A 15,410-nucleotide genomic window follows, 5' to 3' on the forward strand; every position below is an offset into this window, starting at 1 on the left:
GAGGTCCTCACCCACGGTCGGGGCGACCAGCTCCTGGATCTCCTCCTCAACGACCGCGCCCTCTGCGAATAGGGGCAGCTGCGGCTCGATTGCGGCCATCGCCCAGCGTGCTTGGAACCGGTGCCCGGCCAAGCCCTTCAGTGCACCTGCATCCGCCAGGCACTCCCGGGCCTTGGCATCGAGGCCGGCGCGCAGGCACAGATCGGTGACATCGCGGAATGGCCGCTGCCGGCGGGCCTGCTCAACTGCACGTCCTGCTTTCTCGGCCAGGCCGCGCACCATGCGTAGTCCCATCCGGATGCCTGGCTGCCGGCTATCTGCGACAGCCTCGAGGCTGCAATCCCAGTCGCTGCAGGTCACGTCCACCGGCAGGGTCTGCAGCCGATGGCGCCGGGCGTCCTGCAGGATCTGGTCGGGGCTGTAGAAGCCCATGGGGTAGGAGTTGATCAGCGCCGCGGCGAAAGCCGCCGGCTCGTGGCATTTGAGCCAGCAGCTCGCGTAGGTCAGTAGAGCGAAGCTGGCCGCATGGGACTCGGGAAAACCGTAGCTGCCGAACCCTTCGATCTGCCGGAAGATGTCCGCGGCGTACTCCGCGGTATAGCCGTTGGCGAGCATGCGCGAGGTGAGCCGCTCCCGGTGCGGTTCAAGGCCCCCATGTCGTTTCCACGCTGCCATGCTGCGGCGCAGCTGATCGGCCTCGCCGGGGGTGTAGTCAGCGGCGAGAATGGCAAGCTCCATCACCTGCTCCTGGAACAGGGGCACACCCAGGGTCCGGCCGAAGACGCGCTCCAGCTCCGGCGGGTAGCTGATCTCTTCCTGGCCCGTCCGCCGACGCAGGTACGGGTGGACCATCCCTCCCTGGATGGGGCCCGGCCGGACGATGGCCACCTCGATGACCAGGTCGTAAAAGGTCTGCGGCTTCAGCCGCGGCAGCATGGCCATCTGGGCACGCGATTCGATCTGGAACACGCCAAGGGTGTCCGCCCGACTGATCATGGCGTACGTCGGCTTGTCCTCCTGGGGCACGGTGGCCAGGGTCAGCTCCTCACCCCGGTAGCCCCTCACCAGGTCGAAGCACCGGCGCAGGGCGCTGAGCATGCCCAGGGCGAGGATGTCGACCTTGAGCAGGCCCATCGCATCGAGGTCGTCCTTGTCCCACTGGATGACCGTTCGACCCTCCATTGCCGCGTTCTCCACCGGCACCAGGGTATCCAGGGTCTGGTCGGCGATGACGAAACCGCCTGGGTGCTGCGACAGATGCCGTGGAAAGCCGATCAGCTCACCGGTGAGCACCAGGATCCGGTGGAGCAGGGGGCTATCAGGATCGAAGCCCGATTCACGCAGACGCTCCGGCGGCGGCAGGTTGTCCGTCCAGTGGCCGCAGCAGTCCGCCAGCGCGGTGATCTGATCTGGGGGCAGGCCCAGGGCCTTGGCCACGTCCCGCACAGCGCCAGCGGCGTGATAGGTGGACACCACCGCGGTGAGCGCAGCACGCTGCCGGCCGTAGCGACGGAAGATGTACTGGATGACCTCTTCCCGGCGGTCATGCTCGAAGTCGACGTCGATGTCCGGCGGCTCGTCCCGCTCATGGCTGATGAAGCGCTCGAACAGCAGGTTGATCCGGGTCGGGTCCAGCTCGGTGATGCCCAGGGCGAAACAGACTGCAGAGTTGGCGGCCGAGCCGCGCCCTTGGCAGAGGATTCCCTGCTGCCGCGCGAAGCGGACAATGTCGTGCACCGTCAGGAAGTAGCTCTCGTATGCCTTGTCGGCGATCAGCTGCAGCTCCTTTTCGATCTGGGCACGCAGTCGAACCGACAGGCCTTCCGGCCAGCGCCAGGCGCAGCCTTCCTCGGTCAGCACCCGCAGCCAGCTGGTGGCGGTATGACCTTCCGGTACCACCTCGCTGGGGTACTGGTAGCGCAGCTCGGCAAGGCTGAAGGTACAGCGCTCGGCAATGAGCAGGGTCTCCTCCAGCAGCTCGGGTGGATAGCACCTCGCCAAGGCCTCACAGGTCCGTAGGTGGCGCTCCCCATTCGGGAAGAGCAGCTGACCGGCCTCAGCCACGGGGACGTGATGGCGGATCGCGGTGATCGTGTCTTGCAGGGCCCGGCGCCCCCGGCAGTGCATGTGCACGTCGCCGGCGGCCACCAGCCCTACGCCCAAGGTCGCACCCAGACTCTGGAGCTGCTGCAGCCGCACCTGGTCGTCTTGATCGAAGTGGAGCTCGGCGGCAATCCACAGCCGGCCGGGGAACACCTCCAAGAGCCAGCGCGCTGACTCTGCCTCGGCGTCGCGCTCCGGTACCCAGAGCGCGACAAGGCCGGCGACCTGGTCGAGGTCCTCGCGCAGCAGGCGGTAGCTGCCTTTGTCCGCGCGCCGACGGGCCAGGGTGATCAGCCGGCACAGCTGCTGGTAGCCCTGCAGGTCTTGCACCAGCAGCACGAGCTTGGGGCCCTGGGCGACCTGGAACTCCGCGCCCACGATCAGCCGGACGCCATGCTTCTCCGATGCCTGCCAGGCGCGCACGATGCCGGCGAGGGTGCACTCGTCGGTGATGGCTAGTGCCTCATAGCCCATCACCTTGGCACGTTCGAACAACTGGTCGACGCTTGAGGCGCCGCGCTGGAAACTGAAGTTCGACAGGCAGTGCAGCTCCGCATAGCGCGGTGTCACGCGAACCACCCCTGCACCCACCAGCCTGACCCTTCGGCCGGCGACTGGAAGGCCCAGGCCGTGCGCCCGTCGGCGAGCTCCAACACGTAGTAGTCCCGACGGGCATCTTCACCATCCCACCACCCGCTCTCGATACGCTCAGGCCCGCTTAGGACCCGTGACTGATCGACATCCAGGGGCTCTGGGGCCGCCAGCAGCCAGCCAGGCCGCTGATTCGGTCCCAATGCCTGGAGTGCCAGCGAAGGCGTATCGCGCCGCCAGGCCCGCTCCGGCCGGTGATCGCCTTGGGCGCCCACCGCATAGACCGCGTCGTCGCCCAGGCGAGAACGCAGCCGCTCGCGCAACTGCTCCCAACTCACGGTCTGTTGTGGGCGCTCATCGAAGAGGCCGCGGTGCTGAGGGACGAACGAGGGCAACTCGTCGGCAACCAAGCCGATAGCGAGGACTGGCTCCACCACTTGGGTGGGCTCCAAGCGCCCCCGGGCAAATTCGAACAGCAGCGCAGGATCCCGCTCAGGGGCGAGCAGCCCCACGACGACTTCAGTCGCTGGCGCCTCCCGATGCTCCAGGCGCAGGGTGAAGCGCTGCGCCCCCATATCGCGACCGGCGAGGTAGGTCGCCAGGTCCGAGGTCAGGCGACGCAGTGGGAACAGCAGGGCCTGGGTCGACTCAACCTCGAAGTTGAGCTCGATCCGCAGGGTGAAGGTGGTCGGGGGCAGGAAAAACTCCAGCGGCAGGACCTTGCTGCCCAGCATCTGATCGAGGTGGTTGAGCAGACTCAGCGGGAAGCGCCGGGCGAGCTGCGCCCGGGGCAGCGCCAGCACCTGGCTGAGTTGCCGAAGCCCCATGCGGCTCAAGGCTTGGACGATCTCCGGCTCGAAGCCCAAGAGCGCCACCGGCAGTGTGCGCATCGCGCTGGCCAGGCCAGCGTCGTCCCGAACCGCCAGGCTATCGCCGGCGTTGGCTAACACCCGGGCGGCGACCGGATTGGGCGCCAGGGTGATCCGGTGTCCGAACCCGAGCGCCGTGAGCTCCTGGCGCAGGTGCGCCTCGAATCTGGGCCACGGGCCAAAGAGCGGCAGGCTCGACTGCACCTCGAGCACCAGGGCGTCGGCGAAATGCACGCTGACCTGGGAGCTGAACCCATATGCCCAGGCCGCCAGTAGCTCGTGCTGGCGTCGTAGCGCCCCCTCGTCGTACTCCACCGTCGCAAACTGCGGGCAGATCGCTTGAGCCGCGGTGTAGGTCATGTCCGGACGGAGCCCAAGCGCCAACGCCGCCGGGTTCGCCGCCTTGATGATCCGGCGCTGTATAGGCCCGTGGAGTAATACCAAGGGTTCGTCCGGGTCAGGACAGTTGCGCAGCACACCGTCCAGCGCGAACTGCGGGAAAAAGATGCAGGCCCATTTCATGGCAGTCGTCCCTCAATGCCAGACCCGATGCGCGAGCGCAGTTGCCGGTGGGTTACCGCCACGGCACTTGAGCACTCGCAACTGCTGAGGCGATCCCTCGAGCACCAGGCGCAGCGCCGCCGGTGAGGCATTGACCGCCTCACGCTGGTGGCGGAACGCAAATGCCAGGGTCTGTCCAGTTTCTGCCGCAACCTGCAGCCGGCGCAGCGCGCGATCGTCCGCCCGGCTAGGCCAGCAGAGCACCGCGCCACAGCTACCGGAGCGCAGGCACTGTTCTGCTGCCCACAGCACGTCCTTGCCCTGCACCTGGATGACGCTCAGCCGGCTGAGGTCGACGCCGGCCCGCAGCCAGGCATGCGGGTAGAGCAAGTAGGGAGGGGCGATCAGCACCACGCGTTCGCCGGCGGCGGTGAGGCGCGCCAGCGTCGGCCACACGAGCGTCAGCTCACCCAGGCCCGGTCGGGCGCTCAAGATTTCGGTGAGCGCTGCATCAGGCCAACCGCCGAGGGGTAGCTGGGCGTCGAGCGCCGAGTGCCCGGTTGGCTGGGTGCTGGCGTCGTCCACATGCGGACTTTGCCCGCGCCACACACGGCGACTGTCGAGCAGAGAGTCGAGCGCAACGACATTGGTGGCCGCGTTATCCATGCTGCACCCCCGTCTGCACCACCTGTGCCGTCGGCGTGCTGCCGCGCTCGGTGAGCAGGAACTGCAGCTGCGCACGCAGTTTGAAGAGGTCTGCATGCAGGACGGAGTTCATCGACTCCAGCCGCAGGATATGACGCTGGGCACGCGAGAGGGGATCGTCGCGGTCGTCCGGAATGAGCCGGTCACCCCGGGGCACGTGGCGTTGATTCTCTTCCTGTACGAACTGGACGTAGCGCAGTCGGTGCCGCTGTACCTCCGCCGTCAGGACGTCCCGCTCAGCGACTAAAATACGATTGGCGCGCTGTGCTTGCCCCAAGCACTGACGCACCTGGTCGAGCTCTTCGGTCAGCAGATCAACGAGGTTGCGGCAGTACATCAGCTCCGTGGGGCGAAAGAGGGACTGCTGCTGTTCGAAGCTGTCTTGCTCATCACCAAGCATGTCCATAGCGGCCCACCTGCTCAATCCCTGAAGCCATGACCTTCTGGTACTCGACAGAGCGATCGGGACAGCGGTGACAGGGACGAGGGATACGGGGAGAAATGGACATGGATTGGCCTCCTTTAGGGTTACTGTATAAATAGACAGTAATCAGGGAGGAACGATCCAGCAAGCTTGACAGCGACGGACGGCAGGGAGGCGTCCGCAGGAAGCAGGTGTAAGAATCTTACAAAGGCTCACGAGTGTGAGGCCGATACCGAGAAGGCGTCCGGATACCAGGAGGACGGCCAGGGAGCACTCAGTTGGCCTGGCGTCCAATCAGCACACACCCAGGCAGAAGCGTACTGACAGATAACGCCGTCATCGCCAAGACAATCACAGGATGCGATTCGAACGGTGCAAAGAGGTCAGCCGGCAGGAGGCCCTGCTGCGCCGCATGGACCCACCGGGATCCTTCGCAAACGATGCCGAAAGCTGTACCCACAAATGTTGCGCCTACCGCCGTACGTGCACTACCGGATCGTATCGCCACCGAACTGTCCCTCAACACTGTCGAGGAAATCATGGCATTCACGGCGGGTTGGCTATGGTGCAGTTCCTACCGGGTCAGGGCACCCGATCAAACTTCCGTCCAAACGCAGCACCTTGAAACCTCCGCAGTATCGATCAGCGCCTGCTACCGGCAGCAAGCTGCCGGCCCCTTTCCAGTTTGCCAGCCGGACGGCCCGCGTTAGCGGGGCGTGCAGGTAATCAACGTCAGGTGGCGCCGCGCCTGCTGGCGGCTTTGCTGGGCCTGCTGCTGACAGGCCCACTCGTCCTGGATCTGCCGCGCGACCTCTTTCCGTACCGGCAGAAATACGGGATAGGCCTCTTGGGTCGCCTCCGAAGAAACCGGCAAGCCAGTCTGCTTCAGGTAGAGATAAGGCTGCTGCAGAAACTCGGACAGCGTGACAGGCGCCTGGCTGTCCTTGTACAGGTCAGCCCAGAGATCGAGATCGACCGCGTCGACGATGATGGGATGATCCATTTCAGGTGGGCGATGCATAGGGGGACGTTCTCCGCTGTTGATGCCCCTACGCTACCCCCTTTTCCGGAAACGCAAGGGGCGACCCCGGCATGCTCGACTGCGCCTTACGCTGCTGCTGGACCAGCAGCTTGCGAATTTTTGAGGCGTACAGCATCTGGTCTCGAAGTACCGCGAGCTGCGGTTCATAGAGCTGGAAGAGCTCAACGAACCAGTGATCCATACCGCGGGTGACAGGCCCTGGCGCATACACCGAGCCCTGACCTTTGGCTATCGGTAGGCGACCTTGCTTTTTGCTATCACCAGGTCCGTCGTAGAAGTAGACCTTGCACCAGACGATCGATATCGCTCCCTTGCCGTTATCCCGTACATCGATGAGGCGATAGATGATCTTGCCCCCCGAGCGCTGCTTGGCGGCAGCGAAGTATTCATCGCGCAGCCGAAGCGCCTCAGCTTTCACGGTCTGACGGATGTCTTCCATAGCCCCAATCGCCTGCTGGAAATTGTCGTGAATCCGCTGCCCATCAGGTCGGGGGGTAGCTAAGTCGTACATTGTTATCACCTATCTACTAGCAATAATGCCGTTGAGATTGTCATTAGTCCTGCAGCCCCCTTTTCAAGACGACTAGCAGGTCATTTTTAGCCGCTGACCACAAACCCGTTTAGATTGTCATTACTAATAAGCGGATAGGCCGAGCAACGGCTGTCTGTATCTCGGATCACAACCTAAACGTCCGTATGGTCAATACCTATTGTGTTCTCGGCGCCATTCGCAAGCTGCTGCTGGAGGTTCCAGCCCTCATTCTCAGGGCCCCAGCACAATCTCCCGCGTGCTCTTCCAGTTCCTTGCTATACCAACAAACCCGTTTAGATTGTCAGTAGTACTAAGAAATCGATCATTGCCATGTCTGCTTTTTTTCTCTCCAACAAACCCGTTTAGATTGTCATTAACTATAAGAAAATGCCTGGTGTAGGCGCGTTTCAGCCAGAATTTCAGCAAAACGCCTTTATTGGCATTAGATTTTTGGCGTTGCAATAAACCCGTTTAGATTGTCATTAGTAATACGCTTTTTCGATTGCCTGGGAGGGCCTGGTTTCTGGCTTAAGCCACCTCTCTAACCTCCATTTCAAGCGTTCTGGCACAATCTTGCGCAGACTCTTCTAATTTCTCGCCATACCAACAAACCCGTTTAGATTGTCAGTAGTACTAAGAAATGGAACATTGCCATGTCTGTTTTTTTACTCACCAACAAACCCGTTTAGATTGTCATTAACTATACGAAAGCGACTGGTGTAAGTACGTTTCAGCCATAATTTCAGCAAAACGCCTTTATTTGCATTACGGGAAGGGCGTTTCAACAAACCCGTTTAGATGGTGACTAGTAATGGGCTTTTTGAGTCACCCCTGGGAGCGACAGGCGCTGGCCACAGCCGCCCCTTCGCTTACTGATTAAGCCAGTGCATTCGAGGTCATAGCGCGCAATCCCACCCTGCTGAGGGGGGGAATCTGAGGCTGTTCGAGTGGACGGCGGTGGCACTCTGTATCTGAGGCGTCCTGGAGGACGCCCCGAGCGATGTGCGCCAGCTTGCACTGCCCCGCCAGGCGTCCTGGAGGACGCCTGGCCTCAGCTGCGGCGGTTGAGGTGACGACTGAGGCGTCCCCAGGGACGCCTGACGATCAGGTGACATCGCTTTTGGATAACACAGCACGGCTCAGGCGTCCTGCAGGACGCCTAAGCCGTGCTCTCATCAGCGACGCTATTCGAGAGACCTATGACCCGAAAGAATCACACCGCGCCTGCCTTCGTAGTAGGCCTCGACATCGGCTACTCCAACGTCAAGCGTGTCGACGGCTACGCTGACGCGGCAGACCCCACACAATCCATTCGCCCTGCCCAAGCCGCGCCGCTCCACTCCCTGAACGGCAATGCCACGCTCAAGGAAGGTGAGCACTATGTGCAGTTGGATGGCGAGCCCTGGGCAGCGTTTCTGAGCGCCGGCCGCGCCGGCGTAACGCGCGAGCTGCACGCCGACTATCCGGCTTCCAAGGCCTATCGTGCGCTCTTCAATGCATCGATCAGTGAGGCATGTGGCGAGGGGCGCAACGAGATCGATCACCTCATCACGGGCTTACCTGTCAGCCAGATGCGCCAGCCCCAGCTCGTTGAGCGGCTCACGGCGCAGCTGACCGGTACCCACCAGGTCGCCCCCCAGCGCGAGATCCAGGTTCACAAGGTGTCGGTACTGCCTCAGCCGGTAGGGACGCTGAACTACATCTACAGCACCTACGAGGCCACTGACGACTTGGACGAGGGCGTCATCCTGGTCCTTGATCCGGGCTTCTTTTCAGTCGACTGGGTGGTGTTCCGTCGCGGGGATATCGTTCGTGACTCCAGTGACTCGTCGATGGAGGCCATGAGCGCACTCCTCGAGGCGATCAACCAGGCTATCGCCCGTGAATATGGCGGTCCTGGGCCTGGTCGAGACAAGATCGAAATTGCGCTGCAGCGTGGCAAGCCCTACATCCAGCTGTATGGCAGCAAGGTTGAGCTCAAGCCTTTCGTTGACCAGGCCGTTGCGACCGTCGTCCCCAAGGCTCTGAGCAACATGAAGCAGCAGATGCGCTTCCTGGATGGCGAGGCGATCGACTTCGTACTCATGGGAGGCGGTGGCGGCGGCTTCTACCAGGCAGCCGCTGAGGAGATCTTTCCCCTCTCCAAGGTGATCACTGCCGACCGGCCCATTATCTCGAATGCGTTCGGCTACTGGCTGCAGCATCAATAAGGGAGAGGCTATGAGCGATCACGGCGACGAGCTCAAGCTTCGCTTGAACGTCAAATTCAAAAGTGGGACGTCGCCGGCGTTGCTGGCGGAGCTCTCTTCACTTCCCGAGCGCAGGCGAGTGAAACGGCTGCTGGACCTGGCACAGACCGGACTGCTGTATGAGCAGACGATGGGGCGCTTGCCTTTAACGGGGGTGACCGAAACGCCGGTTGATAAGGCCGATGAGGCACCTTCGGCGAATCGCGAAACGCCTCGCCATCTCGATAGCGAGGTCGACGTCGCTCCGACCCGCCAGGAGGGGCTGCAGGGTCGTGGTGCCAGTCGACCCTCGTCAGGTAAGCGCGAGGAAGTACCCCTTGGTGGGGCTGCGGGTCAGCACTCAGCACCAGCTCGAAAGAGACCTGGTTTCAATACCACGATGACCGGATAGCGAACTCAGCTTGCATAACCTACATGAGGACCCGCGGTCGACGATGGGAAGCAGAGGGCGCCTATGCGATCTCAATGAGCGCTACATAGGATCCATCCGAAACTTGGCTTTCAGACGTCCAAGCAACCGCGGCTGCAACGGATCGTTGGGATCGGCCGGAGCTAGATCGAGCTTTATCGCCGTGTTCATTTCGCGGGTCGTCATCAACATGAAGCCGGCGTTGGTCAATGACACGCTTCGAATGAGCGCTGACTCATGATGGACCACTATGAACAGGCCTTCGCTCGGTTTGCGGTCCGCCACATCAACCAGAATTGTCGTGCCGCGCTCAACGATCGGCGCCATGACATCAGTATCGACGAGCGCGGCTCGGGTGTGCTGAGCGGACAGACCAAATTGTTGGATGTACGGAATCGGCAGTGTGATGTGCGAAAGGTGAGAGCCGATGGACCGGCTGGCCTCATCATCAGGAGGCAATAGGCCTTGTTCCATAGCCAGCTCCTGCAGGCTATGGACGATTAACGACACCGGCGACCCTTCGTGGTCGTGAGCAGGACCGTAGCCCGCAGCCAGATACTCGACTGTGGTGTCCAGCGCCATGGCGAGCGCCACCAAACGATCGCGGTTGGGAGTAGTGCCTTTGTACAGCATGTTTTTGATCGTGGACTCAGCTTCGCCCAGCAGGTTAGCGAGCTTGGGGACATTCATTCCGCGGTCCTTGCGCAACGCCTCGACCCGCCGTACGAACGCCTCGTGCGAAGTGGCATCGGGGGTGTAATGCATAGTGGCTCATTCCTATTAATGAGGATTCCCGGACTCTCGCTTGTCTGCCGAGAGCAGGGGTATTGGGGATGGGTTAAGTATTAACCATTTACGGGGTTTTTATTTACACCATTCCTAATGATGGCATGTCGCCAAAAGTGACCCTATAAGGTAAACATTTAGTGTCAATTTTCTGTTTTTTGCATTCAGCGCTTCCGGCAGACGTCAAGGATTAGTCGCGTCGGATCACTTATCGCACCAATTAAAATGTGCGACGCTTAACAGTTCCTTACCAAGATATACCGTCCGTCTATAAATTAGTACCGATCGCACCCTATCCGACGCAAATGTCAATTGTGTCGTTGAAGAAACGTGAACCACGACCGAGAATAGTGACCATCATTTCGGGTCAAAGTAGAGCGGCGGTAAGGGGCATGGATCATCGGCGGGCAGTAAGAACGATCAGTCTTGGTGTGGCGCTTGTCCTACCCATTCAGGCTGCTCATGCCCTGAATTTGAACGGGACCGTTTGGGATCGCCCCGCGGTCGGCCAGTGTCGACCTGCACCTGAACTGCTCTATGCGATGGCTTTAGTCGAGTCGAAGCGGTATGCCGGCCGGATGGTCGCGCCGAATCCCTACGCGCTCAATATCGATGGAAAGGGCTACCACCCCACCAGTCGTGCAGAGGCCGAACGCCTACTGACGGAAGCGCTGCCTAGAACCAGGATGATCGCCGTCGGCGCCATGCAGGTCAGCATTCGTTGGAATGGCCACCGTGTCGACGCTCCATCAGATCTGCTCGATCTGCGCACCAACGTCCAAGTCGCCGTATCAACCTTCTGCGAGTTCCTGAAGCAGCAAGGGGGAGACATCGCGCTCGCGATCGGGCGTTACCACACGCCCAATCCGGCGCTCTCAAGCGTTGCTAGAGCGTATGGGGAGGACGTCCTGCGCGTCTGGCGGCGCTTGATCCTGCTTAGCAAGAGCGAAGGAGGTGCGTGATGAACAGTGGTACTGACGAAACCTTGCTTCATATGGCTCGTGAGTGGGCCATAGCCCAGGACACTGCATTCCACCGGTTCTTCGATATCAGTACAGAGGACACTGCTTGGCTAAAGGCCGCTAATGAGCGTGACCTTCTCAAGCTCAGCCAGCTGCCCGCGTCGGCATTCGGGGTCGTCTTGCGGCTTCGCGAAGATGGAAGTGCCGACCGGCATCTTCTGAACGCACCGAGCGTCGTCCAGATCGTGGGCGTGCTCAGTGAAATTCGTGAGGGCCTGTTGGCCAGCAAGATGCAAACCCAGATCTACTGGAATATCAAGGATGACGACGCCGACTGGTTGATCACCAGCCTTCCAACTCAGCGCCGGCAGATGGCAGCGCTTGGGCGCATCCAATTCGTCATCCGCACCGGTCACCTCAGGCAGCGTGTCGAGCCCTATCCTGAGCCCGCCCTTCATCGCTTCATGCGCTTTCTGCACGTCAGCTAAGCCCATCCACGCTTTTTAATCTGCTCTCGAGATGTCACGAAATGGACAACACTGCGCTCATTGACATGATGGTAATGGCTGGCTTTCGATGCACCATCATCACCCTTCATACCGACCTGACTGCAAAGCAGGTCACCAGCGCTCGCAAGCGACTGAAGGTAGTCAGCCGAGGCGGTTCGGGTCCGTTGCCTTTAGGCTCAAGGATCCTGTCCAGCAAAGCACGCATCATCGAGGCAGCACTGTTTATGGGTGCCTATCTCAGAGGCGCTCGCTCACCGCTCCTAGGCATCGATGTCGAAGCTACCATCGCGGCGCACCAGTCCTATCTCAACTACCGTGACGTGCTCCGTTTGAATCCGGCGGAGAGCCTCTCCATCGACGAGGCCTGGGTTATCGCGCGCGAGTACCGCTCCAAAGACGTCGTGATGAGGGTATGTCGCAAGTGTGACCTTACCTACGTTGCCTTAACCAGTACCAACAAATCCACTTGCCCATACTGCTCTCAGGTCGTTGTCAAAGATCGTTTCCACTGCGATGTCAATGACGCGGCGATGTCCGAGCGACCCGCAGAAGAGCTTCTTGCATTGGCTCTGAACATTCAGCAGCTGACCAATTGGGGTTACAGCGCGCATGAGATCATGACGCAGCTCGAACTAAACCAGTCGGAGTATCTAGTTGGCCTGGAGCTGCTGGAGCACAAGGAAGCTGATCGACGGGCAATGGTTGAACTCTATCCTGTCGGTGACCACCTGGTTCGTGCCCTGGTCACGCTTGACTCCATGCCGGCCCTTCGTTCCGCGTAGAGTCAGGACAGAATTTCCGGCTTCTGCAGCGCTAGTCTGAAGATTCGCAGATGCTGCTTTGGCAATTGTCCCCATCAGGTGTCTCAAGGAGGCGTGCAGGGGCTGTCCTGGTCCTGTGCCACTGACACCGGCGATTTTTCGAGGCGTCCTGGAGGCGTCCTAGGCCAGTACCACTAACAGCGGGCAATTTTTCGAGGCGTCCCGGGGGCGTCCTGGGCAAGCACCACCTGCAGCAGCCAACTTTCAAGGCGTCCTGGAGGCGTCCTAGAGGCTCCCAGTTTTTGCGGCGCTAGCGCGAGGCGTCCCCGGGGCGTCCTACCTCAGAACGTGTGGCGGGCATCTCCAGAAACGTTTCCCAGTCGAGCATCAGGGCGCGCCGCTTCTCCAGCAAAGGGCCTCGATTATAGGCGGCCTCTGTTTTGGAGCCGACCTGGTGCGCCAGGGCTTTCTCACAGATCTCTCGTGGATGGGATGTTGTCTCCGCTGCCCAGGTACGGAAGGTGGAGCGAAACCCGTGCGGAACTGCCCCCTCCAATTTGATCTTCCGCAGCGCCCGGCCTATCGCGTTGCCCGGCAGTGGTTTCTCACCGCGGGCGTTGGGGAACACCCAGGTATCGTGCTGACCCTTCTGCTGATCAAGCACTTCCAGCATCCGGTCCGTCAGGGGCACGATATGCTCCTTGTCTCGCTTCATGCGTTCTGCCGGGATGGTCCAGCGCCTGGCGTCGAAGTCGAATTCCGTCCATCGCGCTTCTCGAACCTCGGCATTGCGCAGCGACGTCAGGATCAGCAGTTCCGCCGCACGCGCGGCGGGACCGTCCACGGAGTCCAGGCGATGCAGCACGGAGGGACAGCTTTCCGCCGGCGCCGCTGGATGGTGCGTGACGTTGCGATCGTGCCGCGGCAGCAGCTTGTCGAGGTGGCCACGCCACCGAGCTGGATTGGCGCCCTCGCGATACCCCAGTGCCTGGGCGGCATCGAGCACCGACTCGATACGGTTGCGGATGCGCGCGGCGGAGACTTCGATCTTGTCCCAAATCGGGCGGAGCACCTGCAGCACCAGGTCGGTATCGATCTCGGCCACCGGCCGGCGACCGAGTACCGGGAAGACATAGCGTTCCATGCAGCTGACCCATTGGCGATGATGGTCGTGGCTCCACGGAGCACCGTGTGTGGTGATGTACTGCCTGGCCAGGGTCTCGAAGAGGTCGGGTCCGGCGGCCGACGTTTCAGCGGCAGGCGATCGTCGGCCCGGTAACTCAGGCATGCCCTCCGCGATCTTGAGCCGGCGCCTGTCTGCCTCAAGCCGGGCCTGCTTCAACGAGACCGCAGGATAGCCACCCAGTCCTACGTCGTAGCGCTGGCCCTGGAAGGAGAACCTGAAGATCCAGCGCTTGGCCCCGGTTTTGGCCACACGCAGGATCAGGCCGCGGCCGTCCTGGTAGACGCCTGGTTCGGATAGCTCTTTCACCTGCTTCGGTAGCAACTGGCCCACGGTAACCCTCCACATCGACCGCCGAAGGCTATCACCCAATCTTGCGTATGCAACTACCCAAAGGCGTGAAAACTGCGTCATACGGTACGGGGATACTCTATCCCCGTACTAGAGTGCCGCAGCCCCAGCTAGTACTGCGGTTCCTCTTCCTGCTATTAGCCAGAGCCCACAAGAAAACCCACACAGCTGAACCAGCCGCTATCCAAGATATGGCTTTTGACGAGTGTCGACCCTCGCATCTGCCATGGGCCACAGAAGCTCAAGCACGATGGACTCGTGCACGTTTGTTAGCTAACGTTAGAACCTAACCAAACAATACAAACAAATTTGTTTGTTAGTTTGGTATAGCGTTACTATGCTGTCTTTCTTCAATCCGGAGGCGGCCATGGCGGAACGCAGATTTACAGACGCAGAGGTCATCGCCGCCGGCGAACAGCTGCTGGCAGGTGGGCGCAAGGTCAATGGCTGGGCGCTACGGACCACCCTCGGCGGGGGTCGCCCCGAAACGCTCCTCAGCGTCTGGCAGCGACACCACACTGGGGTACCGGGTGGGGCCATCCCAACTAGGCCACTGCCAGAGGAGGCAACGGCGATCATCGAAACCGCGGTCGCCAAGCAGACCAAGGCAATGCAGGATGCACTGGCCGGCGCCCTTGACTTGGTAGCGGCTGCGGCGCGCAAAGAGGTCGTGCTCGAGCTTGAGCAGGCGCGGCAAGAGATCGCTCGCCTGGAGGCTGAGCAAGACGATGCCAGTGCCGTGCTCGAAGGCCTTGAGGCCGATCAGGAGCGCAGTCAGCAGCAGATGGACGGGTTGGCCAACGAGCTTCAACTGAAGGAAAACCAGCTCAGTGCGATGGCTGAGGAGAACGCCAGTCTCGCCGAACGGCTTGCCGAGGCGGAGGGACAGGCGCAACTAGCTAGGGACCAACTTGCCGAGAGCCAGACCGAACTAAGCTTGGCGCTCGCCCAGAAGGCTTCCGCAGAAGCGGCGAGCGCGGAGCATCAGCGTTCTGCTTCCGCAGCTGAGGAGCGTCTTGCTGATACCCAGGTCGAGCTCCGTGAAATGCGCAATCGGCTTGCCATCGCTCGCTCCGAGGCTGATAGCGCCGCGGGGCAGATCCAGGAAATGGAGCGTACGCGCGCTCAGGATCTCGAGATCCTCACCGAACTGCGGGTGGAGAATCGCGCCCTGGGTGACAAGCTTGCCCGTGCCGACGCTGGCCGGGAAGCCGCAGAGCGCTACTTGGAGCGTGTCTAGAAAGATAGCAGTGCCCGAATCGCAGTGTTGGACCGCCAGCTTGCCAAAGCGGCTGCGAAAACTGCTTCGAGGGGGACCGGTAAGGCACCCCGGGCAGCTAGCCCTGCTGCAGGGGAATGAGGGTGGCTGACCAGTTCGAAGGCTTCCACGTTTACGGCGGGTCTGCCGCGCTGAAGTTCGAGGTGGTCCTGAA

At 61.3% G+C, this 15,410-nt stretch carries 14 protein-coding genes; 6 read left to right on the plus strand and 8 right to left on the minus strand.

Annotation, left to right across the window (positions count from 1 at the left end; genetic code table 11):
• The 6 genes from PVZ77_RS18720 to mobI form a co-directional block, all read right to left on the minus strand.
• On the minus strand, window positions 1-2,694 hold a 2,694-nt coding region (locus PVZ77_RS18720; protein WP_273808491.1), incomplete at its 3' end, for an error-prone DNA polymerase.
• Entirely contained in the window at window positions 2,670-4,085 is a 1,416-nt protein-coding gene (locus tag PVZ77_RS18725; protein ID WP_273808489.1) for a Y-family DNA polymerase, read from the minus strand. The genes PVZ77_RS18720 and PVZ77_RS18725, both read right to left, overlap by 25 nt.
• 12 nt (window positions 4,086-4,097) lie before the next feature.
• Complete coding sequence (gene imuA / locus PVZ77_RS18730; protein WP_273808487.1) at window positions 4,098-4,730, minus strand: translesion DNA synthesis-associated protein ImuA; 633 nt, start codon at window positions 4,728-4,730, stop codon at window positions 4,098-4,100.
• Window positions 4,723-5,175 (minus strand): hypothetical protein, encoded by a 453-nt coding sequence (locus PVZ77_RS18735; RefSeq protein WP_273808486.1) that lies wholly within the window; start codon window positions 5,173-5,175, stop codon window positions 4,723-4,725. Before PVZ77_RS18735 ends, imuA begins: the two co-directional genes overlap by 8 nt.
• Before the next feature lie 724 nt (window positions 5,176-5,899).
• On the minus strand, window positions 5,900-6,214 hold the full coding sequence (locus tag PVZ77_RS18740) for a hypothetical protein (protein WP_273808485.1): 315 nt from the start codon (window positions 6,212-6,214) through the stop codon (window positions 5,900-5,902).
• A gap of 28 nt (window positions 6,215-6,242) precedes the next feature.
• Entirely contained in the window at window positions 6,243-6,746 is a 504-nt protein-coding gene (gene mobI, locus PVZ77_RS18745) for a conjugative transfer protein MobI(A/C) (protein WP_273808484.1), read from the minus strand.
• Between the two features lie 1,220 nt (window positions 6,747-7,966).
• Here mobI and PVZ77_RS18750 point away from each other — a divergent pair.
• Window positions 7,967-8,977, plus strand: coding sequence for a ParM/StbA family protein (locus PVZ77_RS18750; RefSeq protein WP_273808483.1), 1,011 nt, complete (start codon window positions 7,967-7,969; stop codon window positions 8,975-8,977).
• A gap of 10 nt (window positions 8,978-8,987) precedes the next feature.
• On the plus strand, window positions 8,988-9,407 hold the full coding sequence (locus PVZ77_RS18755; RefSeq protein ID WP_273808482.1) for a hypothetical protein: 420 nt from the start codon (window positions 8,988-8,990) through the stop codon (window positions 9,405-9,407).
• Between the two features lie 81 nt (window positions 9,408-9,488).
• Here PVZ77_RS18755 and PVZ77_RS18760 read toward each other — a convergent pair whose 3' ends face one another.
• Window positions 9,489-10,190, minus strand: coding sequence for an XRE family transcriptional regulator (locus tag PVZ77_RS18760; RefSeq protein WP_273808480.1), 702 nt, complete (start codon window positions 10,188-10,190; stop codon window positions 9,489-9,491).
• Between the two features lie 371 nt (window positions 10,191-10,561).
• Between PVZ77_RS18760 and PVZ77_RS18765 the strand changes: the two genes are divergently transcribed.
• The 3 genes from PVZ77_RS18765 to PVZ77_RS18775 are packed head-to-tail and all read left to right on the plus strand — an operon-like array spanning window position 10,562 to window position 12,464.
• On the plus strand, window positions 10,562-11,173 hold the full coding sequence (locus PVZ77_RS18765; RefSeq protein ID WP_273808479.1) for a lytic transglycosylase domain-containing protein: 612 nt from the start codon (window positions 10,562-10,564) through the stop codon (window positions 11,171-11,173).
• Window positions 11,173-11,661, plus strand: a complete 489-nt coding sequence (locus PVZ77_RS18770; RefSeq protein WP_273808478.1) for a hypothetical protein — start codon at window positions 11,173-11,175, stop codon at window positions 11,659-11,661. Before PVZ77_RS18765 ends, PVZ77_RS18770 begins: the two co-directional genes overlap by 1 nt.
• A 41-nt stretch (window positions 11,662-11,702) precedes the next feature.
• Window positions 11,703-12,464 carry a FlhC family transcriptional regulator gene (locus PVZ77_RS18775; protein WP_273808477.1) on the plus strand — a complete coding sequence of 254 codons (762 nt, stop codon included), beginning with the start codon at window positions 11,703-11,705 and terminating at the stop codon, window positions 12,462-12,464.
• Window positions 12,465-12,753: 289 nt separating this feature from the next.
• Here PVZ77_RS18775 and PVZ77_RS18780 read toward each other — a convergent pair whose 3' ends face one another.
• Window positions 12,754-13,959, minus strand: a complete 1,206-nt coding sequence (locus PVZ77_RS18780; protein WP_273808476.1) for a tyrosine-type recombinase/integrase — start codon at window positions 13,957-13,959, stop codon at window positions 12,754-12,756.
• Window positions 13,960-14,314: 355 nt separating this feature from the next.
• Between PVZ77_RS18780 and PVZ77_RS18785 the strand changes: the two genes are divergently transcribed.
• Window positions 14,315-15,217, plus strand: coding sequence for a DNA-binding protein (locus tag PVZ77_RS18785; protein ID WP_273808290.1), 903 nt, complete (start codon window positions 14,315-14,317; stop codon window positions 15,215-15,217).
• The last annotated feature ends 193 nt before the right edge of the window (window positions 15,218-15,410 follow it).

The organism is Pseudomonas sp. SHLD1 (genome assembly GCF_028640935.1).
Classification (GTDB): Bacteria; Pseudomonadota; Gammaproteobacteria; order Pseudomonadales; family Pseudomonadaceae; genus Chryseomonas; species Chryseomonas aestiva.